23 protein-coding genes are annotated in these 24,735 nt (G+C 62.6%); 10 read left to right on the top strand and 13 right to left on the bottom strand.

Features of this window, described 5'->3' with window-relative positions:
• Positions 1-200: 200 nt before the first annotated feature.
• Positions 201-824 (bottom strand): LysM peptidoglycan-binding domain-containing protein, encoded by a 624-nt coding sequence (locus tag V2B23_RS01005; RefSeq protein ID WP_430948629.1) that lies wholly within the window; start codon positions 822-824, stop codon positions 201-203.
• Between the two features lie 416 nt (positions 825-1,240).
• Here V2B23_RS01005 and lexA point away from each other — a divergent pair, with 416 nt between their 5' ends.
• The gene (lexA, locus tag V2B23_RS01000) at positions 1,241-1,966 is read left to right on the top strand and encodes a transcriptional repressor LexA (RefSeq protein ID WP_033234818.1); all 726 of its coding nucleotides are present in this window, start codon (positions 1,241-1,243) and stop codon (positions 1,964-1,966) included.
• Positions 1,967-2,032: 66 nt separating this feature from the next.
• On the opposite strand, the gene V2B23_RS00995 is transcribed toward lexA, so the two are convergent.
• The 3 genes from V2B23_RS00995 to V2B23_RS00985 form a co-directional block, all read right to left on the bottom strand.
• Positions 2,033-3,175, bottom strand: coding sequence for an acyl-CoA dehydrogenase family protein (locus tag V2B23_RS00995; protein ID WP_033234819.1), 1,143 nt, complete (start codon positions 3,173-3,175; stop codon positions 2,033-2,035).
• Between the two features lie 134 nt (positions 3,176-3,309).
• Positions 3,310-4,608, bottom strand: a complete 1,299-nt coding sequence (locus V2B23_RS00990) for a uracil-xanthine permease family protein (RefSeq protein WP_430948628.1) — start codon at positions 4,606-4,608, stop codon at positions 3,310-3,312.
• Between the two features lie 45 nt (positions 4,609-4,653).
• On the bottom strand, positions 4,654-6,327 hold the full coding sequence (locus V2B23_RS00985; protein ID WP_430948627.1) for a phosphoenolpyruvate--protein phosphotransferase: 1,674 nt from the start codon (positions 6,325-6,327) through the stop codon (positions 4,654-4,656).
• 205 nt (positions 6,328-6,532) lie between these two features.
• Here V2B23_RS00985 and V2B23_RS00980 point away from each other — a divergent pair, with 205 nt between their 5' ends.
• The 4 genes from V2B23_RS00980 to V2B23_RS00965 are packed head-to-tail and all read left to right on the top strand — an operon-like array spanning position 6,533 to position 10,677.
• Complete coding sequence (locus tag V2B23_RS00980; RefSeq protein ID WP_430948626.1) at positions 6,533-7,300, top strand: DeoR/GlpR family DNA-binding transcription regulator; 768 nt, start codon at positions 6,533-6,535, stop codon at positions 7,298-7,300.
• Positions 7,297-8,286, top strand: coding sequence for a 1-phosphofructokinase (gene pfkB, locus V2B23_RS00975; RefSeq protein ID WP_430948625.1), 990 nt, complete (start codon positions 7,297-7,299; stop codon positions 8,284-8,286). Before V2B23_RS00980 ends, pfkB begins: the two co-directional genes overlap by 4 nt.
• 18 nt (positions 8,287-8,304) lie before the next feature.
• Positions 8,305-10,383: a PTS fructose transporter subunit IIABC gene (locus V2B23_RS00970; RefSeq protein WP_430948624.1), complete on the top strand. Its 2,079-nt coding sequence runs from the start codon at positions 8,305-8,307 to the stop codon at positions 10,381-10,383.
• Between the two features lie 36 nt (positions 10,384-10,419).
• On the top strand, positions 10,420-10,677 hold the full coding sequence (locus V2B23_RS00965; protein WP_033234824.1) for an HPr family phosphocarrier protein: 258 nt from the start codon (positions 10,420-10,422) through the stop codon (positions 10,675-10,677).
• Between the two features lie 52 nt (positions 10,678-10,729).
• On the opposite strand, the gene V2B23_RS00960 is transcribed toward V2B23_RS00965, so the two are convergent.
• The 6 genes from V2B23_RS00960 to V2B23_RS00935 form a co-directional block, all read right to left on the bottom strand.
• Positions 10,730-11,761, bottom strand: coding sequence for a hypothetical protein (locus V2B23_RS00960; RefSeq protein ID WP_430948623.1), 1,032 nt, complete (start codon positions 11,759-11,761; stop codon positions 10,730-10,732).
• Positions 11,754-13,316, bottom strand: coding sequence for a GTPase HflX (gene hflX / locus V2B23_RS00955; protein WP_430948622.1), 1,563 nt, complete (start codon positions 13,314-13,316; stop codon positions 11,754-11,756). Before hflX ends, V2B23_RS00960 begins: the two co-directional genes overlap by 8 nt.
• Positions 13,317-13,382: 66 nt before the next feature.
• Entirely contained in the window at positions 13,383-14,252 is an 870-nt protein-coding gene (gene dapF, locus V2B23_RS00950) for a diaminopimelate epimerase (protein ID WP_430948621.1), read from the bottom strand.
• 31 nt (positions 14,253-14,283) lie between these two features.
• On the bottom strand, positions 14,284-15,000 hold the full coding sequence (locus V2B23_RS00945; RefSeq protein ID WP_430948620.1) for a class F sortase: 717 nt from the start codon (positions 14,998-15,000) through the stop codon (positions 14,284-14,286).
• A 50-nt stretch (positions 15,001-15,050) separates the two neighbouring features.
• Positions 15,051-15,992: a tRNA (adenosine(37)-N6)-dimethylallyltransferase MiaA gene (gene miaA / locus V2B23_RS00940; protein ID WP_430948619.1), complete on the bottom strand. Its 942-nt coding sequence runs from the start codon at positions 15,990-15,992 to the stop codon at positions 15,051-15,053.
• On the bottom strand, positions 15,989-16,720 hold the full coding sequence (locus tag V2B23_RS00935) for a class III extradiol dioxygenase subunit B-like domain-containing protein (RefSeq protein WP_430948618.1): 732 nt from the start codon (positions 16,718-16,720) through the stop codon (positions 15,989-15,991). The genes miaA and V2B23_RS00935 overlap by 4 nt, the downstream gene beginning before the upstream one ends.
• A 139-nt stretch (positions 16,721-16,859) precedes the next feature.
• Here V2B23_RS00935 and V2B23_RS00930 point away from each other — a divergent pair, with 139 nt between their 5' ends.
• The gene (locus V2B23_RS00930) at positions 16,860-18,260 is read left to right on the top strand and encodes a DUF349 domain-containing protein (protein WP_430948617.1); all 1,401 of its coding nucleotides are present in this window, start codon (positions 16,860-16,862) and stop codon (positions 18,258-18,260) included.
• Between the two features lie 30 nt (positions 18,261-18,290).
• Here V2B23_RS00930 and V2B23_RS00925 read toward each other — a convergent pair whose 3' ends face one another.
• Both V2B23_RS00925 and miaB read right to left on the bottom strand, forming a co-directional pair.
• On the bottom strand, positions 18,291-18,884 hold the full coding sequence (locus tag V2B23_RS00925) for an Rv2732c family membrane protein (RefSeq protein WP_430948616.1): 594 nt from the start codon (positions 18,882-18,884) through the stop codon (positions 18,291-18,293).
• Positions 18,881-20,359: a tRNA (N6-isopentenyl adenosine(37)-C2)-methylthiotransferase MiaB gene (gene miaB, locus V2B23_RS00920; RefSeq protein ID WP_430949151.1), complete on the bottom strand. Its 1,479-nt coding sequence runs from the start codon at positions 20,357-20,359 to the stop codon at positions 18,881-18,883. The genes V2B23_RS00925 and miaB overlap by 4 nt, the downstream gene beginning before the upstream one ends.
• 309 nt (positions 20,360-20,668) lie before the next feature.
• Between miaB and gluA the strand changes: the two genes are divergently transcribed.
• The 4 genes from gluA (at position 20,669) to V2B23_RS00900 (ending at position 23,986) form a co-directional block, all read left to right on the top strand.
• Positions 20,669-21,397 carry a glutamate ABC transporter ATP-binding protein GluA gene (gluA, locus tag V2B23_RS00915; RefSeq protein WP_430949150.1) on the top strand — a complete coding sequence of 243 codons (729 nt, stop codon included), beginning with the start codon at positions 20,669-20,671 and terminating at the stop codon, positions 21,395-21,397.
• 78 nt (positions 21,398-21,475) lie between these two features.
• Positions 21,476-22,312 carry a glutamate ABC transporter substrate-binding protein gene (locus V2B23_RS00910; protein WP_430948615.1) on the top strand — a complete coding sequence of 279 codons (837 nt, stop codon included), beginning with the start codon at positions 21,476-21,478 and terminating at the stop codon, positions 22,310-22,312.
• 100 nt (positions 22,313-22,412) lie between these two features.
• Positions 22,413-23,093: an amino acid ABC transporter permease gene (locus tag V2B23_RS00905; RefSeq protein WP_033234831.1), complete on the top strand. Its 681-nt coding sequence runs from the start codon at positions 22,413-22,415 to the stop codon at positions 23,091-23,093.
• Positions 23,090-23,986 carry an amino acid ABC transporter permease gene (locus V2B23_RS00900; protein ID WP_430948614.1) on the top strand — a complete coding sequence of 299 codons (897 nt, stop codon included), beginning with the start codon at positions 23,090-23,092 and terminating at the stop codon, positions 23,984-23,986. The genes V2B23_RS00905 and V2B23_RS00900 overlap by 4 nt, the downstream gene beginning before the upstream one ends.
• Before the next feature lie 134 nt (positions 23,987-24,120).
• On the opposite strand, the gene recX is transcribed toward V2B23_RS00900, so the two are convergent.
• Positions 24,121-24,732, bottom strand: a complete 612-nt coding sequence (gene recX / locus V2B23_RS00895; protein ID WP_430948613.1) for a recombination regulator RecX — start codon at positions 24,730-24,732, stop codon at positions 24,121-24,123.
• Between the last annotated feature and the right edge of the window lie 3 nt (positions 24,733-24,735).

Here is a 24,735-nt window from a genome sequence, read left to right as displayed (position 1 = left end):
ATGGCCGCAATTGAAAATTCCCACCAACTGCAAATCTTCGGAGGATCCACAGAGCAGATGCGCGACCACCCGAGGTGGTGTGACTGTCAAGCTCACAGCTTACTCGTTCGACACCACCCGAACGCATGCTCGGTCCTTCTCCGGCCATCGAGTGCCGATCACCCGCGCACTCCGAGACCTCCACTTACACCGCGCGTACGTCAACGCCCCTGCGCGGCAGGAACAATCAGCGTCTGGCCTACCTTCAGCCTGGAATCATTCATTGCATTGAGATCCATGATTCGCTCGATGACAACACCCACCGATTGGCCGGGAGCAATATCGGCTGCGATATCGCTCAACGATTCACCCGCCGCAACACGCACGACGGAGGTAGCACCGCCCGGATCCGAAGCACCACTTGTGGACACAGCCGCGAGACCCACCAAACCGAGCACCGCCACGGCCGTCAACAACACTCCGGTGGCCATGCTCCGCCAACCAACGCCGTCGGAATCGACACGATCGACATCGACAAAATGAGGCGCCCGCGACACTCCCACTCGATTGCGGTGTTCGAAGTTCCCGCTATGCGGCCGTGAAGAATCCGAATCTCGATCGAATCGGCGATCACCAGCCGGCTCACGAACGGTGTCACGGCGGCCGCGAAATTCCGGCGTCTCACAGCGGACGCGGTAAGCCATCGCCCCGACGGCCTCGTCGTACGGCGCGGCATCGTAGAACGACGCGTGGTACTTCGGCGCCACCCGAGGATCCGGGAGTGCCTGATCAGAAGCTGGGTCGTACTCGAAAGCTGCGTCGTACTTCAGTGCTGCGTTGCCCATCTTGACCTCCGCGGATCTACACCGGCTCATTCGAACTCGTTAGCGGTTCGAACCTGCGTTCGATGGAACGCATGTTCGAATTTCTACCACGTCTGACTGACAAAGTCTTCTGTTCGAGCGACACAGGTCGAACAGATGTTTGAAACCGCGAGCAAATGCGACTAGATTCGTGTCAGGTCACACAATGGGAATTCCGAAACTGGGACTCCTGGGGCGACGTGTACGCACAGAGAACCACGCACCACCGACAACAAAGCGACCGAGACAACAAGTTCGACCGAGACAACAAAGTTCGACCGAATAGTCACAGCACCGCCGATAATCCTGATATTCACTGCACGTCCACAAGCAATCACCAGAAACACTGCAAGCACCGCAAACACTGCAATCACCGCAAACACGGAAGGCTCAACGCCATGAAGGACGATCGCTCCACAAGTGCCGCAACGGCAGGCGTTGCCGCGACGTCAGCCGAAGCTCTCACCCAGCGGCAGCGCCGCGTTCTCGAAGTGATCCGGGATTCGGTGAGCGAGCGTGGCTACCCGCCCAGCATCCGGGAGATCGGTGACGCGGTGGGATTGACGTCGACGTCGTCGGTCGCGCATCAACTCCGCACACTCGAGCGCAAGGGCTTCATTCGCCGCGACCCCAATCGCCCTCGCGCGGTGGATGTCCGAGGACTGGACGAGGTTGCCGCCGACACCGCCATCGCTTCGGTAACGAGGCATGCGTCGGAGATTCGCAGCGCTGCGGGCGATCCGCTTCCGGAACCTGCATTTGTGCCGGTTCTCGGTCGGATCGCTGCAGGCGGGCCGATTCTTGCGGAAGAAGCCGTCGAAGACGTGTTCCCGCTCCCCCGCGAATTGGTCGGGCAGGGCTCGCTGTTCATGCTCAAGGTTGTCGGTGAATCCATGGTCGAAGCTGCGATCTGCGACGGTGACTGGGTAGTCGTGCGTCAGCAGAATGTTGCCGAGAACGGCGATATCGTCGCTGCCATGATCGACGGCGAGGCGACGGTCAAGACATTCAAGCGAGTCAAGAAGGACGTGTGGCTGATGCCGCACAATCCCCTGTTCGAACCCATCTCGGGTAACAACGCCGTCATTCTCGGCAAGGTTGTCACCGTCATGCGCAAGATCTGACGCGTATAGAGCAAAACCAACTATGGCCACGGCAATCTGCCGGGGCCATAGTTGTTGCTGCTGCGATCAGAGGTTCAGGGACCGTCCGATGATTTCCTTCATGATTTCGGTCGTGCCTCCGTAAATGGTCTGCACGCGGGAATCCATGTACGCCTTGGCAACCGGGTATTCCTTCATGTATCCGTAACCGCCGTGAAGCTGGAGACAACGGTCGATCAGCTTGACCTGGGCCTCGGTGGTCCACCACTTCGCCATGGCAGCTTCCTGAACCGTCAGCTTCTCGGCGTTGAGTTGCTCGATGAACTTGTCGACGAGAACGCGGACAGCTGTGGTCTCGGTCGCCAATTCGGCCAGCACGAATCGAGTGTTCTGGAAGCTGCCGATCGACTTGCCGAATGCCTTCCGGTCGCGGCAGTACTGGATGGTCTTCTCGAGAACGGATTCCATGGCCGCGGCCGCTACCACTGCGATGGAAAGGCGTTCCTGCGGAAGGTTCTTCATCAGGTAGAGGAAACCCATTCCCTCTTCGCCGAGCAGGTTGGCTGCGGGAACCCGAACATCGGTGAAACTGAGTTCTGCGGTGTCCTGGGCCTTCATGCCGATCTTGTCGAGGTTGCGTCCGCGATCGAAGCCCGGCATGTCGCGCTCGACCACAAAGAGGCTGAAGCCCTGCGCGCCCTTGTCAGGATCGGTGCACGCCACCACGATGACGAGATCGGCGTTGATGCCGTTGGTGATAAACGTCTTGGACCCGTTGAGGATCCAGTGGTCACCGTCGCGGACTGCCTTCGTCTTGATGCCCTGTAGGTCACTTCCCGTGCCGGGTTCGGTCATCGCGATCGCGGAGATCAGCTCGCCCGACGCAAATCCCGGGAGCCAGCGCTGCTTCTGTTCGTCGTTGCACAGATCGAGTAGGTACGGCGCCACAACGTCGTTGTGCAGCGTGAAGCCGAGCCCGCTGTACCCACCCTTGGTGGCTTCCTCGGTGATGATCGCGTTGTAGCGGAAGTCCTTGACGCCGCCGCCGCCGAATTCCTCGGGAACGGCCATTCCCAGAAAGCCCTGCTTTCCGGCTTCGACCCACACGCCACGATCGACGATGTTCTGCTCCTCCCACTGATCGTGGAAGGGTGCAACATGCTGTGCCAAGAACTTCTGAAAGGACTCCCGGAAAAGGTCATGCTCCGGTTCGAACAGGGTACGTTCCACGCCAGCTCCTACTGCTTCGATGCATCATGGGGCGAACGGATGTCCACTCGTCCCACCTGACTGTCGTTCTGACGGTAGAACTCCTGCGAGCACGCGTCGATGACCCGAACGATCACGATTCGTGACTGTACCGGTTAACTGTTACTCGAAGTACGGAACTTGGCGAGATAACGCATGACCGGGTACGCGACGAGGATGCCGATCGAACCCCAGGCGATGCCACCGAGTTCGACCGAGCCGATGGTCAGGGTCAGGTTGCCGATACCGGCGACCAGCGCGGCAGCAGCCACAGTGAGGTTCACGGGATCGGTGAAATCGACCTTCGCTTCCATCCAGATCCGAACACCGAGAATGCCGATGAGGCCGTAGAGGACCATGGTCGCACCGCCGATGACACCGTTCGGAACGGTGAACACCAGCGCACCGAACTTGGGCGAGAACGCCAGGACCACCGCGGTGGCCGCCGCGACCCAGTAGGCCGCAGTCGAGTAGACGCGGGTAGCAGCCATCACGCCGATGTTCTCGGCATACGTCGTAGTTCCCGATCCTCCGCCCGCGCCGGCCAACGTCGTTGCCAGACCGTCGGCAAAGAGTGCGTTTCCGGCGAGGTCGTCCAACGACTTTCCGGTCATCGCCGACACAGCCTTGACGTGTCCGACGTTCTCGGCCACCAGAACGATCACGACGGGCAATGCCAGCACGATGACGGACCAGTCGAACGACGGACCGTGCAAGCTCGGGACACCGAACCAGTCGGCCTCACGAAGTGCAGTAACGCGCTCGCTGTCGAGGCCACCGTAGATTGCGGCAAAAATCCAGCCGATCACGACGCCGACCAGGATTCCGAGTCGGCCGAGCAAGCCCGGTCCGACCACGGTGACCAGAAGAATCGAGAACAACGTCACTGTCGCGATCAGGGGCTGCGACTGATACGACCCGGCTGCGGTCGGCGCGAGGTTGAGACCGATCAACGCCACGACGGCACCGGTCACCACAGGAGGCATGACCGCGTCGATCACCCGTCCGCCGATCACGCGCACGGCAACACCGATGAGCATCAGCACGATGCCGACCGCCATGACCGCACCGAGCTGCGCGGCCGGGCCGGACCCAGCCGACGCCGTCAGCGGTGCGATGAACGCAAACGACGAACCGAGGTAACTCGGAATCCGTCCTTTGGTGATGATCAGGAACAGCGCGGTGCCGATACCCGAGAACAGCAGAGTGGTCGTGACCGGAAAGCCGGTAATCGTCGGCACGAGCAGTGTCGCGCCGAACATCGCGATGACGTGCTGCATCCCGATGCCGACGGTTCGGGGCCAACTGAGCCGTTCGTCCGGGCGCACCACAGCACCGTCGGCAATTCGTTTACCGTCGCCGTGGACAGTCCAACCGATTCCGCTGGCCCCGGTCGTCGTTTCTCGTTTAGTCACAGCCCGAAATACTAGGTCAGTGCTGGTACTGCGACCTCATTCGGTTCAACTCAGGGCGAGTGCAGCAGCTTTTCGTGCCGACGCCGGATCGCCGGTGGCAAGAACTGCGGCCGCCGCAGCGACGCACTGCTCCATCGTGACCGAACCGACCTTGGCTCCGACGCCCGCAACGGACGCGGCAGCACACGAGAGTGACGAAACACCGAGTCCGGCAAGAACGCACGCCAACAACGGGTCGGCCGCAGCCTCGCCGCACACACCGACGCGCTTACCGACTGCCTGACCGGCCTGTGCGGTCCGAGCCACCAGCGCGAGCACTGCCGGTTGCCACGGATCGGTGAGCTCGGCCAGTTCGGACGACATCCGATCAGCTGCCATCGTGTACTGAGCCAAGTCGTTGGTGCCGACGGAGAGAAACTCGACGTGCTCGAGGATCTGATCAGCGAGCAACGCCGCAGCCGGGACCTCGACCATGACGCCGGGAACGAGGCCACGGACTCGGACGGCCTCGGCAAAGCGCTTGGCTTCCGCCGGGGTCGCGATCATCGGCGCCATGACCCACGGCGACGAGCCCGTACCAGCTGCTGCGGCGGCGATCGCGTCGAGTTGCCGATCGAGAATCCCCATGTCCTGCCACGCAATTCGCACACCTCGAACACCGAGAGCGGGATTCGCCTCATCCTGGTGATTGGCGAACTTCAATGGCTTGTCCGAACCGGCGTCGAGGGTGCGGATGATGATCTTCTTGCCCGCAAACGCTTCCAGAACTTCTGTGTAGATTGCCGCCTGCTCGTCCACGGTCGGCTCGGTTTCGCGTCCGAGGAAGCAAAGTTCGGTGCGGAACAGCCCGATACCGTCGGCAGCGGTGAGCGCTGCCGCGCGGGCGCCGGCGCCGTCCTGGACATTGGCCAGTACGTCGACGGGCCGACCGTCAGCTGTCTGCCCTGGACCCACCCAGGTGCTGACCCGCTCACGCTCGAGTCTGGACTGCTCGACCTGTGCCTTTGCCGTGTCGGCGTCAGGATTGCTGATCACCTCTCCGGTGGTTCCGTCGATCAGTACGGGAGTACCGGCTTGCACCGTCTCGAGATCCTTGACGGCCACGATGCACGGAATCCCCAGTTGGCGCGCGATGATCGCGGTGTGGCTGGTGGGACCTCCGAGGATGGTCACGAGTCCGATGATCTTGGTTGCATCGAGGCCAGCGGTGTCGGCCGGCGCAAGATCGTCGGCGCACAGAACGGACGGCGTCTCGGGGGCGGGAATTCCGGGTTCGGGCAGTCCGGACAGCTCGGCGATCACCCGATCGCGAATGTCCTTGAGGTCCGTCACACGCTCTGCCATCACCCCGCCGAGTTTCGTGAACATCGTCACGAACTGTTCGGTCGCCGCAATGGTGGCCTGAACCGGAGGTACCCCGGCAGCGATGGATTTCTTCGCTATTGCGATCCAGCCGCGGTCAGCCGCCATAGCCGCATTTGCCGTGAGCACCTCTGCGGCAGCGCCGGTCGCGGAGGCCGCTCGGGCGAGCAGTCGACCTTCGACTGTCTTGGCCGCCGCGATGAAATCGTCCTGAGCGGCGGCCCGAACCGACTCGTCCAGTGGTGGGGCTTCTGCGATCAACTCGGGGCGCTGGGACGGCCAGATTGCCGGGCCGTAAGCGACTCCGGGAACAACCGGTGTTCCATGCACACTCGCGATATCGATCTGTTCGGTCATCGGTCCTCCTAGAAACGATTTGCCCGACTGGCTACCAACCGTAGGTCCCACGCCGCGCTGACTTCCTGTTCAGCTTTGTTGTGACGAAGATTACTCGCAACTCTTGACATGTCAACACACTCGGGCGTAAAACAACATAAAGCAACATTGACTGTGACTCGCACCGCACCCGCGAATCACAACCGGCACCAGCAACGGAGAGACTGTGTACGCGGAAGAACGCCAACAAGCGATAGGCACGATGGTGTCGCAGCGAGGACGCATGTCCGTGGCGGCACTGTCCGAGACCTTCGGCGTCACCACCGAAACCGTCAGGCGCGATCTGGCCTTTCTCGAACGAATCGGGCAGGTACGACGCGTCCACGGCGGCGCAGTACCCACCGCCTCACTGCACGTGACCGAACCCGGCATGGCCGAACGTGATCAAACCCGCGCGGAGCAGAAAGACCGCATCGCCCGCTGCGCGCTGTCGTACCTGCCGCCGAACGGCGGTAGCGCACTCTTCGACGCCGGCACCACCACCGGCCGGATGGTTCCCGAGATTCCGACCGATCTCGATTTCACGGCAGTCACCAATTCCGTTCCGATCGGAGCGCGACTCGCGTCGATGAACTCGGTGTCACTCATCCTCGTCGGAGGCCGGGTTCGCGGAGTCACCCAAGCAGCGGTCGGCGAGGACGCCCTACGACTGCTCGGCACCTTGCGCGTCGATGTCGCTTTCATCGGTACCAACGCCATCAGCCTCGGACACGGGCTGTCCACCCCGGACAGTGAGGAGGCTGCAGTCAAACGAGCAATGGTCAAGGCCGCCAATCACGTAGTGGTACTGGCAGATTCAAGCAAGGTGGGCCGCGAGCATCTCATCAGCTTCGCGCCGTTGAGCAGTATCGACGTCCTCATCACCGACGAGGACATCACCCCGACCGACACGTCCGAGTTCCACGACCAGGGAATCGAGGTAGTCATCGAATGATCGTCACCCTGACAGCCAACCCGAGCATCGATCGAACGGTGCAGCTGGAGCAACCACTGCAGCGAGGCTCAGTACTGCGAGCCCACTCCACCCGCAGCGATCCGGGCGGCAAGGGGGTGAATGTGGCCCGCGTCCTGAGCGCGGCGAAACTCGAGGTTCTCGCCATTCTTCCCGGAAACCCGGGCGATCCGCTGCTCAGCACACTTGCCGAAGGCGCAATCCCCCACCTCGGCGTCGCTACCGAAGGCCTCGCGCGCACCAACATCACCGTCGCCGAGCCGGATGGAACGACAACAAAGATCAACGAACCCGGCGCGGCACTCTCCGGTTCGACACTCGACAACCTGGCACGCGAGCTCGTCTCACGAGCAGATGTAGCCAGCTGGATCGTTCTGTCCGGTTCCATTCCACCGGGCGTTGATCCCGGCTGGTACGGCGAACTTGTTGCGGCACTGCGCGATCACCCGTGCAAGGTCGCGGTCGACACCTCCGACGCACCACTGTCCGCTCTTGCCGAGAACTTTCCGCACACGGCGCCGGATCTCCTCAAGCCCAACGGCGAAGAGTTGGCGCAACTCACCGGCGTCGACGGAAATGCCCTGGAAAATGCTGCGCAAGAAGGCGATCCAGGGCCCGCGATCGCTGCGGCCACACTTCTGGTCGAACGCGGTGTCGGGGCGGTGCTCGCGACCCTCGGAGCAGCGGGAGCCGTACTGGTCACCGCCGAAGGCGCCTGGATTGCCACTGCGCCCCCGATCGTCGCGGTCAGCACCGTCGGGGCGGGCGATTCCTCACTTGCCGGATACATCCTCGCGGCGACTGCCGGGGCCGATCCAGGTGAATGCCTTCGCCACGCTGTCGCCTACGGAAGCGCTGCCGCATCCCTCCCCGGCACTACCCTCCCGACTCCAGAACAAGTCGATCTTGCAGGCGTCACGATCTCGTCTGCCACATCCGCATCCGCCCTGCCCACCGAACTCGCCTGACGCCGTAAGGAAATCGACATGTCCGAACCCACTGCACGCAGTTCCGGCTCCCCGATCATCAGCCCTGAACTGATCTCACTCGACACCAACCTCGGCGCCTCGAAAGAGGACGTCATCCGCGCGCTGGCCGCGCGACTGACTGCGGCGGGACGGGCCGACAACGCCGAAGGTCTGGTCGACGCAGCACTTGCGCGCGAAGCGCAGTCTGCCACCGGCCTGCCCGGCGGAATCGCGATTCCGCATTGCCGCGCCGAGGCCGTGACGTCGGCGTCGCTGGGATTTGCGCGCCTCGATCCGAAGGTCGATTTCGGCGCCCCCGACGGTCCCGCAGACCTGGTGTTCCTGATCGCCGCCCCCGAGGGCGCCGGCGCAGAGCACATGAAACTCCTGTCGTCGCTGGCTCGCGCCCTGGTGCGACCCGCATTCGTCACGTCCCTTCGGGAAGCCCCGACACCGGATGAGATCGTGCGGTTGGTCGACGAGGTGCTTAATCCGGCACCGGCAAAGCCGGCAACTCCTGAGCCTGCAGCTGCCGCTGTTTCCACAGCGAAACACTCTGCGGAACCGACGACACCGGAACCGGCCGCGCCTGCCGCTCCCGCTGCCGAGCGACACGTCGTTGCCGTGACGGCCTGCCCCACCGGTATCGCTCACACCTACATGGCCGCTGATTCCCTCGTCGCCGCCGGTGAACGCGCCGGTGTCACGGTCCACGTGGAAACACAGGGTTCGAGCGGCAGCACACCGCTCTCTCCGTCGCTCATCGCCAGTGCCGCGGCCGTCATCTTTGCCACCGATGTCGGGGTGAAGGGCCGCGAGCGGTTCGCCGGTAAACCCGTCGTGGCGTCCGGAGTGAAACGGGCGATCAACGAACCGGACAAGATGCTCGCCGAAGCACTCCGTGCCGCGGACAATCCCTCAGCGGCAACGGTGGACGGGGTTGTCGCCGACGGCTCGGACGACGGCGAGACCGGCGATGTCGGGTTCGGCACGCACCTGCGCCAGGTCCTTCTGACCGGCGTCAGCTACATGATTCCGTTTGTCGCCGCCGGTGGTTTGCTCATCGCACTCGGCTTCCTCCTCGGCGGTTACGAGATCTCCGGTCCCGCCGGCGACATCGTTCTCAACAACTCACTGACAGACCTGCCCGACGGCGGCCTCGCCACCTACCTCGGCGCCGTTCTGTTCCAGATCGGTTCACTGGCCTTCAGCTTCCTCGTTCCGGCTCTCGCGGGTTACATAGCCTTTGCGATCGCCGACCGGCCAGGTATCGCTCCCGGTTTCACGGCCGGCGCCGTGGCCGTCTTTGTCGGTGCCGGATTCATCGGCGGTCTCGTCGGTGGTCTGATCGCTGGTGTTGTCGCGCTGTACATCGGCCGGATCTCCGTACCGCAGTGGCTCCGCGGATTGATGCCCGTCGTGATCATTCCGCTGTTCGCCACCATGATCGTCGGCGCGCTGATGTTCCTGGTCCTCGGCCGCCCCTTGGCCGCGATCACCACCGGACTCACCGACTGGCTCAACGGACTCTCGGGTAGCTCCGCCATCTTCCTCGGCATCATCCTCGGCCTGATGATGTGCTTCGACCTGGGCGGACCGGTCAACAAGGCTGCTTACGCCTTCGCGGTAGCCGGCTTGAACGTCAACGACCCCGCATCGCTGCGCATCATGGCCGCCGTCATGGCAGCCGGCATGGTCCCGCCGCTCGCGATGGCACTTGCCTCCACCGTCCTGCGTCCCCAGTTGTTCAGTGAAGCGGAACGCGAAAACGGAAAAGCTGCATGGTTGCTCGGCGCTGCCTTCATCTCCGAAGGCGCCATCCCCTTCGCCGCTGCCGACCCGCTGCGCGTTATTCCCTCGATGATGGCCGGCGGCGCCATCACCGGCGGTCTGATAATGGCATTCGACGTCACACTGAGCGCACCGCACGGCGGAATCTTCGTATTCTTCGCAGTCGGCGGAATCGGCTGGTTCCTGGTTTCTCTCGCCGCCGGAACCGTCGTAGCTGCGCTGGCGGTTATCGGCGCAAAACAGTTCATCCGAAGTGGCCCGACAGACGCCGAGTTGGACCCCGAAATCGTGCCCGCTGCGGCATGATCGACATCACACCCACCACCACCCTGAGGAGTTCTCATGCCAAGTAAGACAGTTGCCGTAGGTTCCGCAGTCGGCCTCCACGCTCGCCCCGCTGCCCTCATCGCCGAAGCCGTGGGCGCCTCCGGAGCCACCGTGACCCTCGCGGTCGCCGGCGAGGAACCAGTCGACGCAGGCTCAGCGCTCATGATCATGACGCTCGGCGCCGCCAAGGGTGCCGAAGTCACCATCGAATCCGACGACATCGACGCCCTCGAGAAGGTTGCCGAGTTGGTTGCTGCTGATCTCGACGCCTGAATCGCCGTCACCGAAGCCGGACGCTCGTGCGAGTGTCCGGCTTCGGTGCTGTTTATCTGCGCTTGCGCACGCGGACGAGCACACCACCACCGATGGCGAGCGCAACAACAGCGCCGCCAATGCCCCACACCGCTGCGTTACTCGACTCTTCGCGCGACTCTCCCGCAGATATATCTGCCACGTACGACTCGCTGTTTTGCGACGCCAGTGCCTTCTCGACAGCCCCGCGCATCACGTACAGCGGCGGGAGCGCTCCGCCCTTCGACTCAGAACCGATCACCAGATCTCCGGCAGCCGTGAAGGTAACCGACTCGCCTTGAGGTTGATACGGCGTCGAGATGCGTAGCGGCTGCCCCTCGGTGAGTGCGGCGCCGATTCCCTCGTCGCCGACCGTGTAGAGATAGACATCCGAATAGTTCCGCAGAGCCACCACCGAACCGTCTGTGGACACCGCGCCGCCCGTGAACATCGAAGCGGCGGTCCCGTCCCCGGTGCTGAGCGTGCCGACTCGCGTCAGGGGTGTTGGCCCGGGCTCGGCCAGCGCGGAGAGACTCTGCCCCTGCGCGGGAGTGTAGATGCTGCTCGTTCCGAAAAGTTCCTTCGTCACGACAAATACGCGACCACTTCGATCGACCAGCACAGCTTCGGCGTCATGCGGTCCGTCAGGGTAGGTCGCGCGATGCAACGAGGCGCTACCCGATGCAAGGTCAAGCGTGATGAAGGCGATGGTCTCGCGGGTCCTGAGGTTGTCGCCGATGTCCGCGAGAATCAGCGATCCGTCGTACGACGCCAGATCCTCGACGTCGTACGGTTCGATCGGAACGGGAATCCGTTTTCGCACAACACAATCGGTGTCCAGTTCCAGGACTACGTCGTCGTTCCCACTGTCGCCGACCGCGTAGATCCGGTTGCCGACGGCCACCAGGCCGGAGAGTTCCTCGAGTCCGGGATCGGTCGGCGTGCAGAGCGGCTCGAATACACCCGCCTCCGGGACGGGTGTATTCGATTGTGCTCCAGCACTTCCGGACAGCAGGACTATCATCGCGCCGGCGGCGGCGACAGTCGCGAGGCGCGAACTACGCACTCGGTGCGTACTCGACCAAAGCTGACGCCAACATCTGTGGAACTCGGGCGTGAACCCGGGTGCCCGACTCTTCGTGAGCAGACTCCAGAATTGTTCCGTCGGAATGGATCTTTGCCATCAGATCGCCGCGGTGATACGGAACCAGGACGTCGACTTCCACGTCGGGGCGCACCAGAACCTCGGCAAGGTGAGCCCGCAGTTCCGCAATTCCCTCGCCGGTCTTGGCCGAGACGAACACTGCGCCGGGAAGCAACGCACGCAATTGCGTGAGCGTGACCGGATCTGCGGCGTCGATCTTGTTCACCACGATCAACTCCGGCGGCGCAGGTGAATTGGTTTCGCGCAGTACGTCCGTGATCACTTCCCGAACGGCTTTGATCTGCTCGGTGGGCAACGCATCGGAACCGTCAACGACGTGCATCAGCAGATCCGCGTCGGCAACTTCTTCCAGGGTCGAGCGGAATGCCTCGATCAACTGGGTGGGGAGATGCCGCACGAAACCAACAGTGTCGGTCAGTACGTACTCGCGGCCGTCTTCGAGCGACGCGCGACGAGTAGTCGGATCCAGCGTTGCGAACAGTGCGTTTTCCACCAGTACGCCTGCGCCGGTGAGCGAATTGAGCAAGCTCGACTTACCGGCGTTGGTGTAGCCGACGATGGCAACTGCGGGGATGTCGCTGCGCAGTCGACGCGTCCGTTTGGTGTCACGGGCCGCCTTCATGGCCTTGATCTCGCGCCGCAGTTTTGCCATGCGCTCACGAATGCGTCGACGGTCGGTTTCGATCTTGGTCTCACCTGGACCACGCAGACCCACACCGCCGTTGCTGCCGGCGCGGCCACCAGCCTGGCGCGACATCGACTCGCCCCAACCGCGCAGACGCGGCAGCATGTACTCCATCTGAGCGAAAGCGACCTGAGCTTTGCCTTCGCGGGAGGTGGCGTGTTGAGCAAAGATATCGAGAATCAGCGCCGTGCGGTCGATGACCTTGACCTTGACGATCTTCTCCAGCGCGGTGAGCTGCGCAGGTGTCAGTTCACCGTCGCAGACGACCGTGTCGGCGCCGGTCGAGAGCACCATTTCACGAAGTTCCTGGGACTTACCGGAACCGATGTACGTAGCCGTGTCGGGTTTGTCGCGGCGCTGCACGAGGCTGTCGAGAACCTCGGAACCGGCCGTGTCCGCCAGCGCAGCCAACTCGGCCATACTGGACTCCGCCTGCTCGGCAGTCCCCTGGGTCCAGACACCGACCAGGACAACCCGCTCGAGGCGCAGCTGGCGGTACTCGACCTCGGTGACGTCTTCCAACTCGGTGGACAGACCCGCAACGCGGCGCAATGCACCACGCTCGGAGAGCTGCATCTCGCCAACCGACGGCGTTCCCGAACCGGAGGACGCTGCGTAGTCGGACTCGTCGGCTGCGTAATCGGACTCGTCGCCGGCGGCTGTGTACTCGGCCTGCTCGCCTGCCGGTGAATAGTCGGCACCTGAGTCGGCAGCAAACGATTCTGCAGACTCGTCTGCAGTGGATTCTTGATTGTCATGTGATTTCGTCATACAAGATCCATGTTCCCACGAAACCTCACAGCGGCGCATCCGCTTTTCGCGCACGGCATACGCAGCTCATGCAAGTGAACGCCACCAGTCGTCGCTGATCGATCCGGCTGCGAGCAGAACCGACGGTCCGCGAAGCTCGGCGACGCCCTTGTCGATCGCAACCTGAACCGCTCCGCCGAGAACCTTGACGGCGACGGTGCCGTCACTGCGACCGTCATGGCGCAGCGCCGCGGCGGCTGCGGCAACAGTTCCGGTTCCGCACGAGCGCGTCTCGCCCACTCCCCGCTCGTACACACGCATGCTGACGCCACCGTCTTCGAGTGGCGTCACGAATTCCACATTGACGCCGTGCGGGAAGAATGCCGGATCGAATGCCGGTGCGATAGACAGATCGAGTGCCACCAACTGCTCGGCGCGCAGATCCTTCTCGACGCAGGCCAGGTGCGGATTGCCGACATCGATTCCCAGTCCGGTGAAGGCCCGGCCCTCGATGCTGGCGCTGCTGGTTCCCAACTCGGTGACGGTTCCCATGCCAACCGTCACATCACCCGCGGTGGCGCCTGTGGCGTGAACTACCACCGGCCTCGCACCGGCCCGGCTTCCGACCACGAACTCGCGACGGTTCTCGAGGCCGGACGCAGTCAGGTAATGCGCGAACACCCGAACACCGTTGCCGCACATCTCGGCGATCGAGCCGTCACCGTTGCGGTAGTCCATGAACCAGTCGTCTGCGGCAATTCCCGCCGGAATCTCGGTCAGGACACCGGCGTCGGCGAGTGCACCCGCCCGCGCGACACGCAGAATCCCATCGGCGCCCAACCCCTGACGACGGTCGCAGAGCGCGGCGACGCGCGCCGGCTCGAGATCGATCGCGACATCGAGGTCGGGAAGCACGACAAAGTCGTTCTGAGTGCCGTGGCCCTTGCTGAAATCCATGGGCGCCATTCTATCCGGACCGACAGGACCTTTACGCCGGTGAGGCGGTGACCACCAGGTTGTGCTCGTACGTGAATCCGGAGGGCATCGACGGATCGGGAACTGTCGGACCGCCGCAGGTAACCAGGACCAGCCTCGGAGCACCCGTGTCCTCGAAGAACTCGGCCGGCAGCGCCACCTTCTCGTAGAGCTTCAGACTTGCCGCGGTGTAGGTGTACATGGTGCCTGCGTCGTCGGTGGCATAGATCGGCGTTCCCGGCTTGATCTGGTGCAACGGCCAGAGCGCGCCGTGGGTGCGGTCACCGTCGTCGACGTGCCCGGCAACAAGATTGGTGCCGTCCGGCTCACCGAAGTGCACGTCGTTGAGGAAGTGCGAGACCTTGTCGGGGTGCGGAAGGATCATGCCGCGATTTGCGCCCAGACCACTGGTCACGATGTCGGCCCGCACGTCGAGGTCCGGGATCGCGAGTGTGCTGGGCGGCAGGTCGGTCGGTGCGGGAGCCCAGACCATGCCGGGGTCCGGCGCTGTTCCGACCTCGAACGGAGCATCAGGCAATGGTGCGCTGATCGGTTTTCCCGCGGCACTGACAGCCAGATAGACAAGGATGCCACCCGCTGCGAGAAACACGACGAGGAGAAGAACCAGGGGCAGAGTTGTCTTGCGCCTGCGGGGCGTTCGAGCGTGCGCCGCGGTCTGCACCATGTTCTCTTCACCCTTCGTCAGCTGATCGCCATGACCAATAGCCATAACTGTAAGATAGCTGAATTCGGGGATTCGTTACACACCGGGCCAGGCAACTAGCGCATTTCCCCCAGTACAGCTGCGCGCGCAGCGTCCAGCAAACCGTCAGCGCCGCCGTCGAGCCAGTGCACTCGCTTATCGCGACGGAACCACGACCGCTGACGCCGAACGTATCGACGAGTCCCGATAAATGTGCGCTCCAGCGCCTCCGCGAGGTCGTACTCGCCGTCGAGATGAGCCAGCACCTGCGAATAGCCGATCGCTCGCGGCGCGGTCACGCCGTCGCGCAGACCGTGCTCGATCAACGCCTCGACCTCACCGACCAATCCGGCGTCGAACATCAACTCCGTACGCAGCCGAATGCGCGCATCCAACTGTTCCGTCTCCCGATCGACACCCAATATTCTTGTGCCCCAACGAGGTTCACCGATCTGCGGAGCTGATGCCGCGAAGGGCTGACCGGTCAACTCCACGACCTCGAGCGCGCGCACCATACGGCGGCCGTCGGTCGGAAGAATCGACGCAGCCGCAGTGGGGTCCGCCGCCACCAGTGCGGCGTGCACCGCCGCAATCCCCTCGTCGGCAAGAACGGCCTCCCACCGCGCACGCACCACAGGGTCCGTAGCCGGGAAGGCCCACTCGTCGAGAAGTGACTGCACGTACATCATGGAACCACCGACGATGACGGGCACTGTGCCCGCCGCCATCAGCCGTTCCGCGATGGTGATGGCGTCGTGTTGGTACCGCGCCACAGTGGCCGTCTCGGTGACATCGAGCACGTCGAGCAGGTGATGCGGAATCCCCCGACGTTCAGCGGATGGAAGTTTTGCAGTTCCGATATCCATGCCGCGATAGAGCTGCATCGCGTCGATGTTGATGATCTCGCCGCCGAACTCCTGCGCCAGATCCAGCGCGAGATCGGACTTACCCGCAGCCGTCGGACCGACCACGGCAATGGGTCGACAATCCCCAGTTTTGGAATCCCCGGTTTTGGTCACGGGCGCCACATCCCGACGTGATAGCCGACGCCGAGCGGTGCACTGCTGTAGTGCGCCACCGCGTCGGGTTGCTCGGTGAAGACCGACGCCAACACCTGCCACGCAGCTCGGCCCGACGCACCTATCTCCTCGCACAGCGCAGGATCCAGATCCAGAAGCACCGCCCGATCACCCTGCTCGAGCGCAGCGTCGATCACCGCCTGAATTGGCGCGGCCCGCTCGTCGAAGCTGCCCGGCGCCTTGGGGGTCAAAGTCGACGCACCATCCGCGAGGACCAGCAGGCCGACCGGTTCGTCTCCGGCGTCCAAGAGTTCACGCAGGTGCGCGCCGAGTGTGCGGCATTCGTCCACCGACGCGTTGGTTGAAATCAGGTGTACGTCGACGGACACGTCCGGCCCGGCCTGCTCGCGAAGCCAGCCCGCGATCAGAGCAGTCAGCGGCAGCTCCGGATTGGCCGGTCCCTGCGCATCACCGTCGAGTTGGGTGCGAACGTCAGCTCCGAAGCCGGCAAAGGTCCCCACCTCTCCCCGTCCTACACCCGCTGCTCCCGCCATTTCCAGGACTTTCTCGGTGTCTGCGCCCACGGCAATCCATCGCGTCGCCGTGGCTGCAAGTTCGCGAACCACCTGGAGCGCAGCCGCCCTGACCTCGCCGGCTGGGGCCGAGTCACCCGACAATTGGGGAACAAGAAGTGGGGGTGACGGGACCAGTGCGGCAGCTGTGAACACAGATGCCACGCTAGTCCAACCCGAGGTGACAACCTGACACCCTGTTACCTGATTCAATAGTCCTAGAACGTGAGTACCGGGTTCAATGGAACCAGGAATGCGATCAGGCAGCCGTGACGCGCGGCAGAGACGAGGACCGATGACCGAGAACAGCGAACCCACCACCGGAACAGAGACCAGCTCGGCACCCGGCACACCAACACCCGGTGCCGCCAAGCCGAGCGCGTCGACGCCCAAACCGGGCGCTCCGAAACCTGGTGGACCGCGGCCAGGCGCGCCACGGCCAGGACCGGCAGCCAGCCGACCGGCCGTACCGACTACCCCGGCAAGCGACCCGAGCAAGTTCGGCCGCGTCGAGGAAGACGGCACCGCCTGGGTGAAGACTGCCGACGGAGAACGCCAGATCGGATCGTGGCAGGCCGGTGACGCCGCCGAGGGGCTGGCCCACTTCGGTCGTCGCTACGACGACCTCGCCACCGAGGTCACTCTCCTCGAGGCGCGACTGACCTCGGGCGCCGGTGATGCGAAGAAGACCAAGACCGCGGCCGTTGCACTTCTGGAAACTCTTCCCACGGCAGCCGTGATCGGCGATCTCGACGCGCTTGCCACACGCCTCGATCACATCATTGCCGGTTCCGACGAAGCCGCAGCTCACGCCAAGGAGGAGAAGGAGCAGTCGCGGGCAACCAACACGGCCCGCAAGGAAGCCCTGGCTGTCGAGGCCGAGCAGATCGGCACCCAATCCACCCAGTGGAAGACCGCCGGCGATCGTCTCCGCGAAATTCTCGACGAGTGGAAGACCATCCGCGGTATCGATCGCAAGGTCGACGACGCCCTGTGGAAGCGGTACTCCAAAGCCCGCGAATCCTTCAACCGCCGACGCGGCGCCCACTTCGCTGAATTGGACCGAGACCGGGCCAGCGCCCGATCCACCAAGGAAGAATTGGTCGAGCGCGCCGAAAAGCTGTCGACGTCCACCGAATGGGGACCGACAGCGGGGCAGTTCCGCGATCTTCTGACCGAGTGGAAGGCCGCAGGTCGCGCTCCTCGCGAGGCCGACGACACTCTGTGGGAACGCTTCAAGACCGCGCAGGACGTCTTCTTTGCAGCGCGTAATTCCGCAGCAGCAGAACGCGACGCAGAGTTCGAGGAGAACGCCAAAGCCAAGGAAGCGCTGTTGGCCTCGCACGCCAACATCGATCCCGAGCACGGCCTCGACAGTGCCCGCGCGTCACTGCGTGATCTTCAGGAGAAGTGGGATGCCATCGGCAAGGTCCCACGTGATCGCATGCAGGACCTCGAGGCACGGCTCCGCGCTCTCGAGAGCAAGGTCCGTGATGCCGTCGACGCGCAGTGGCGTCGTACCGACCCGGAGGCCCTCGCCCGCGTAGCCCAGTTCAAGGAACGGGTCACGCAGTTCGAGGAGCAGGCCGCGAAGGCTGAAGCTGCCGGCAAGACCAAGGATGCGGAGAAGGCGCGCGCTCAGGCCAAGCAGTGGCAAGAGTGGGCAGACGCAGCCGAAGGCGCAGTGAACGACTGACTGGGTTTACCGTCGGCTGGCCCCGCGGGGTCAGCCGGCGTTCCACTCCTGGTTTTTCTCAGCTTCCGCCGCAGCGATCCGGCGCTGTTCCTCGGCAGCCAACTGGATTGTCGTGCGCGCCCAGACGACCTTGAGCCAGTGGAACGTCAGGAACATCACGGTGAACCAGCCGATGACAAGTCCGATCGACGGTCCGGCTACGTGGAACGCTTCGGGAATTGTCTGACGCGACCAAATTGCCATCATGCCGAGCGCACTTGCGACCGCACTACCGGCCAGCGCGATCCAGGCCACCGACCAACGACGCGTGACCAACGCGAGCATCGAGAATCCGATGCCGAAGATCACAACAAACCAGACATACAGTCGTGAGAACAGTGCGATGCGCTCGGAAACCGCATCCTGGTTGAACGCCAAGACGTCCCAGCCGTTGGCTGCTCCGGAGTGCGGAAGCGCAAGCGTTCCGACGAGCACCAGAACGGCTATCGCAACAACCATCGCTCGAACACCCGGATCGATTTCGCCGGCAATCTTTCGCTCGACGGCGTCCAAATCGGAACGATATTCCTCGAACGAGGCGTCGTCACCGGAAGGCGACGTCCTGTTGTCGTGTGCTGAACTCATGAATTGCATCCCATCTGGACGGGTTGTGGGGCTGGGGCACCGATCTTCGGCAGTCCGAGACCGACACCGATCGGTGCGGTCTTGGGCGTGATGCCCTGGTCGAAAGAATCTCCGGCGCGTGTGCGCCGATGGGTGAGCACTCCGTCGTCGGCAACGAGGTGGTGCGGCGCTCCGTGCGTGATGACCACCGTCACGACGTCGCCGGGGCGAATCGAGGAGTTCAGGTTGCCTTCGGGCCGGAAATGCACCAAGCGCCCATCGCGTGCGCGACCGCTCATACGGTGCGTCGCCGCATTCTTACGGCCTTCACCTGCCGCAACAAGGAGCTCCACTTCGGTGCCCACGAGTTTGCGGTTCTCTTCGATGTTGACTTCTTCCTGCACCGCCAGAAGCCTGACGTAGCGTTCCTGGACCACGTCCTTGGGGATCTGGTCTTCCATCTCTGCCGCTGGTGTGCCCGGGCGGATGGAGTACTGGAACGTGTACGCATTCGAGAACCGCGCCTTGCGCACGACATCCAGGGTTTCCTGGAAGTCCTCTTCGGTTTCGCCGGGGAAGCCCACGATGATGTCGGTGGTGATCGCGGCGTGCGGCATCGCGGCACGCACCTTCTCGATGATGCCGAGGTACTTGGACTTGCGGTAGGAACGCTTCATCGCCTTGAGGACCTTGTCGGACCCGGACTGCAACGGCATGTGCAACTGCGGGCACACATTGGCAGTGGTCGCCATGGCGTCGATGACGTCGTCGGTGAATTCCGCGGGGTGCGGTGACGTGAACCGGACGCGCTCGAGTCCCTCGATATTTCCGCACGCCTTCAGCAGGGACGCAAAGGCCCCGCGATCGCGCGGTTGCTCGGGGTCGGCAAAGGACACGCCGTATGCGTTGACGTTCTGACCGAGCAGAGTCACCTCGGACACGCCTTCGTTCACGAGGGCCTGCACCTCGGCCAGGATGTCGCCCGGACGGCGATCAACTTCCTTGCCGCGCAAGGCTGGGACGATGCAGAACGTGCAGGTGTTGTTACAGCCAACCGAGATGGAAACCCAACCGGCATAGGCAGATTCACGCTTCGCGGGCAGTGTCGACGGAAATGCCTCCAGCGCGTCGAGGATCTCGACCTCGGCCCGTTGATTGTGGCGCGCACGGTCGAGTAGAGCAGGCAGCGAACCGATATTGTGCGTTCCGAAGACCACGTCGACGATCGGCGCCTTCTTGACGACGGTCTCGCGGTCCTTTTGCGCAAGGCATCCACCGACAGCAATCTGCATGTCGGGTTTGGCCTTCTTGTTCTGCGCCAACATACCGAGTGTTCCGTACAGTTTGTTGTCGGCATTCTCGCGGACGGCACAGGTGTTGAAGACCACAAGGTCGGGATCGACACCGGACTCCACCTTGCGATAGCCCGCATCTTCGAGAAGTCCCGACAGACGCTCGGAATCATGGACGTTCATCTGGCATCCGTGAGTCCGCACTTCATACGTGCGGGCAGGAGGCGCTGCGGTGGTTGCCGAGGGTTCAGCGGTGGTCGCCGCGGGCGCGGTAGAGGTCTTTTCGTCGATCAGTGACACGCTTCAGCCTAGCTCACGTCCACTACGACGTGTAATAACGCCCAGGTAAACCGACAAAGCGCCACATAAACGTCAACGGCGTAAAATTTTCACTACCGTTACGCGGAACCCCGGCGAAATGCGGGGCACAGACGGAAACTACGCCTAAGGTTCTCGGTTATGACCCAAGCCGACGATGCGACGACGCCGACTACCTCCGGCGATTCCACATCCATGATTTCGATGACCTCGGTGAACAAACACTTCGGGGAACTTCACGTCCTGCAAGAGGTCAATCTCGAAGTACCCAAGGGCCAAGTAGTGATCGTCCTTGGTCCGTCGGGCTCCGGTAAGTCGACTCTGTGCCGAACCATCAATCGCCTCGAACCCATCGACTCGGGCACCATCGCCGTCGACGGCAAAACCCTCCCTGAGGAGGGCAAAGCCCTTGCCGCACTTCGCGCCGATGTCGGCATGGTCTTTCAGTCCTTCAACCTGTTCGCGCACAAGACGATCCTCGAGAACGTCATGCTCGCACCGATGAAGGTCCGTAAGGCGAAGAAGGATGACGCCAAGAAGACGGCACTACAGTTGCTCGAACGCGTCGGCATCGCCAATCAGGCCGACAAGTACCCGGCACAGCTTTCCGGTGGTCAGCAGCAGCGTGTTGCCATTGCTCGCGCGCTCGCGATGCAGCCGAAGGTGATGCTGTTCGACGAGCCCACCTCTGCCCTCGACCCCGAGATGGTCAACGAAGTCCTCGACGTCATGACCTCCCTCGCCAAAGAAGGCATGACCATGCTTGTAGTCACCCACGAGATGGGATTCGCCCGCAAGGCCGGCGATCGGGTGCTGTTCATGGCCGACGGCCAAATCGTCGAAGACACCAACCCGACAGAGTTCTTCACCCACCCCAAGTCGGATCGGGCCAAGGACTTCCTCGGAAAGATCCTCACGCACTGATCAAGTCCCGCAGCGACGTCCACAAGACACCCGTCTCGACTGCACAGTTCGAATGTCGACACAATTGAGAGGATCTCCATGAAGATCAATCGTTCCGTCCGTTTCGGAATCGGAATCATGGCCATTGCATTCGCAGCAACCGCCTGCGGCGGCGGCGAGGAGAGCAAGACGGTCAGCGAGAACGCCGCTGACGGCAAGCTCACCATCGGCATCAAGTTCGACCAGCCAGGACTCGGCCTGCGCAACGCAGACGGCACGTACACCGGTTTCGACGTCGAGGTCGCGAAGTACGTTGCAAACGAATTGGGCGTCACGCCCGAGAACATCACGTTCAAGGAGTCACCGTCCGCCCAGCGCGAGACATTGATCCAGAACGGCGAGGTCGACTACATCGTCGCGACGTACTCCATCACCGACGCGCGTAAGGAAAAGGTCGGCTTCGCGGGACCGTACTTCGTCGCCGGCCAGTCGCTGCTCGTCAATGCCGACAACACCGACATCACCGGCCCCGAATCACTGAACGGTGGCAAGATCCTGTGCTCGGTGGCTGGGTCCACCCCCGCCCAGAAGGTGAAGGACACCTACGCCAAGGATGTCCAGCTCCAGGAATTCGACACCTACTCGGCGTGCGTCGAAGCACTGCGCAACGGCAAGGTCGACGCAGTCACCACCGACGACATCATTCTCGCCGGTTACGCGGCACAGTCCCCCGGTGCATTCCGTATCGCCGGTGAGCCGTTCACGACCGAAAATTACGGAATCGGCTTGGCCAAGGACGATTCCGAAGGCCGCGGCAAGATCAACGACGCTATCGAGAAGATGATCTCTTCCGGTGCGTGGGCTGAAGCATTCACCGAGACGGTCGGCCCGTCCGGGTACACGATGCCCGCTCCGCCCACCGTCGACCGGTACTGATCCCCACTGAGCAGTAGCCATTCCAGGTGGGGTTTCCATGTCCGGAAACCCCACCTGGGCAAGCACTTTCAACAACGACCCTGAACTGGGGAGACCGTAAGTGAAAATACTCGACGATTACGGAAGCCAGATCCTCGAAGCGTTCTGGACCACGATCCAGCTCACGATCTTCTCGGCGATCGGCGCATTGATACTCGGAGTGATTGTTGCCGCGATGCGGGTATCCCCCGTACCTGTTGCCCGATTCCTCGGCGCCGCTTATGTCACTGTCTTCCGCAATACGCCACTCACCCTGATTCTGCTCTTTTGTGTGTTCGGTCTGTACCAAACTCTCGATATCAGCCTGGCATCGACCAGCTCGTCAACCTTCGTGATCGACAACAACTTCCGCTTGGCCGTCCTCGGACTGAGCGTCTACACCGCGTCGTTTGTGTGCGAGTCGATCCGCGCCGGAATCAACACCGTCCATGCCGGACAGGCAGAAGCCGGACGGTCCCTCGGGTTGACCTTCCTGCAGAACCTCCGACTCATCGTTCTTCCGCAGGCTTTCCGCGCTGTGATCGCACCGCTCGGAAGCGTCCTGATCGCTCTTACCAAGAACTCCACCGTCGCCGCCGTCATCGGCGTGTCCGAGGCATCGAAATTGATGAAGGAGATTCTCGAAAACGAAGCCGCACTCTTCGTGACCGCAGGAATCTTTGCAGTCGGCTTTGTCATCTTGACCCTGCCTACGGGATTGCTCTTCGGTAAGCTCGCCAAGAAATTCGAGGTCGCACGATGACAAAGCAAGCAACGGTTCTCTACGACGCACCCGGCCCGAAGGCACGGGCACTGTACCGACTCGCTTCGGTTGTCGTAGCCGCCCTCGCCCTCGCCATCGCGTTTGTCGTGTACCGCGCGCTTGACGACAAGGGGCAGCTGACCTCGGCCAAATGGGATCCTTTCCTCCAGGCAGACGTCTGGACGACATATCTGCTTCCCGGCATCAAGGGCACCTTGATTGCGGCAGCACTGTCCATCGTGCTTGCACTGATCCTCGGCGCAATTCTCGGAATCGGCAGATTGTCTGATCACCGCGTCGTGCGAATTATCAGTGGTGTCATCGTGGAATTGTTCCGTGCGATTCCCGTGCTTCTGCTGATCATCTTCATGTACGCCGTTCTTGCCGAATACAAGATCGTGAAACTCGACTACTTGGCGCTTACTGCCGTCGTGGTGAGCTTGACGCTCTACAACGGATCGGTGATCGCGGAAATCGTTCGCTCGGGAATCAACTCACTCCCCCGCGGACAAAGTGAAGCCGCCAAAGCTCTCGGTATGCGCAAATCTCAAATCATGGTGACAATCTTGCTACCTCAGGCCGTCACAACCATGTTGCCTGCACTGATATCGCAAATGGTTGTTGCGCTCAAGGATTCAGCGCTGGGTTACATCATCGGCTACACCGAACTTGTTCGGCAGTCCACCCAGTTGGGTGCTGCGTTCCAGAACTACCTGCCCGCGCTCATGGTGGCTGCAGTCATCATGATCATCTTGAACTCGTCGCTTACTTACCTGGCAACCAAGGTGGAGAAACGACTGAGGTCCGGAAAGCGAAAGGGTAAAGGCCCAATCGCTCCGCCGGTCGCCGATGTTGCGGTGTCGGTTCCGGGAATGGATCTGACCAAGCCGTAATCTGATCAACCTTCTGATCCACTGACACTAGAAGCGGGGGGTGTCACCGAATTCGGTGACACACCCCGCTTCTAGTTTTGTCGCCTACGGCTCTGCGTCGTTTTGTCGCCTACGGCTCTGCGTCGTTTTGTCGCCTACGGCTCTGCGGCAGCCATCTCGGCTTTGACGACCTCGTACGACATGCTCGCCGAGTAGCCCTTGCGCGCAAGCATCGCCACCAGACGTCGCATCACCTTGTCGCGATCGTCGACCGGCTTGTTGCGCAACTTCTTTCGAACAAGATCTGCTGCCCGCTCGCGCTCGTCTTCGGCATCGATCTGCGACAAGGCTTCTGTTGCCACATCCTGGTCGACGCCCTTGAGTCGAAGCTCGACCGCCAACGCCTTCTTGCCCTTACCTGAGTAGGTATGACGCGAATGCACCCACTGATTGGCAAAATCCGCGTCGTCGATGAGGCCGATCTCCTGGAGACGATCGAGCGCCCGAGTAATAATGTCGGTCTCGTATCCCCGGCTGATCAGCTTCTTTTCCAACTCGGACCGACTGCGCGCGCGGTCACTCAGGAGGCGCAGGCAAGCATCTTTTGCCTGCGCCTCCGTGCCGCCCTCGGCGCGCTGTGTACCTTCGCCGCGCTGCCTGCGTTCACCGCGGTGGTCGCTGCCACCACGGCTACCTGTCCGATCGGAGCGCGAACGAGACCGTCGATACCCGGTGTCGCTGCCACCGTCATCGTCGATGTACTCCATGAC

This window comes from Rhodococcus sp. 24CO, assembly GCF_050586165.1.
Lineage (GTDB): Bacteria > Actinomycetota > Actinomycetes > Mycobacteriales > Mycobacteriaceae > Rhodococcus_F.
Note: the sequence above shows the minus strand (reverse complement) of the source record. Positions and strands in the feature narration are given on the sequence as shown.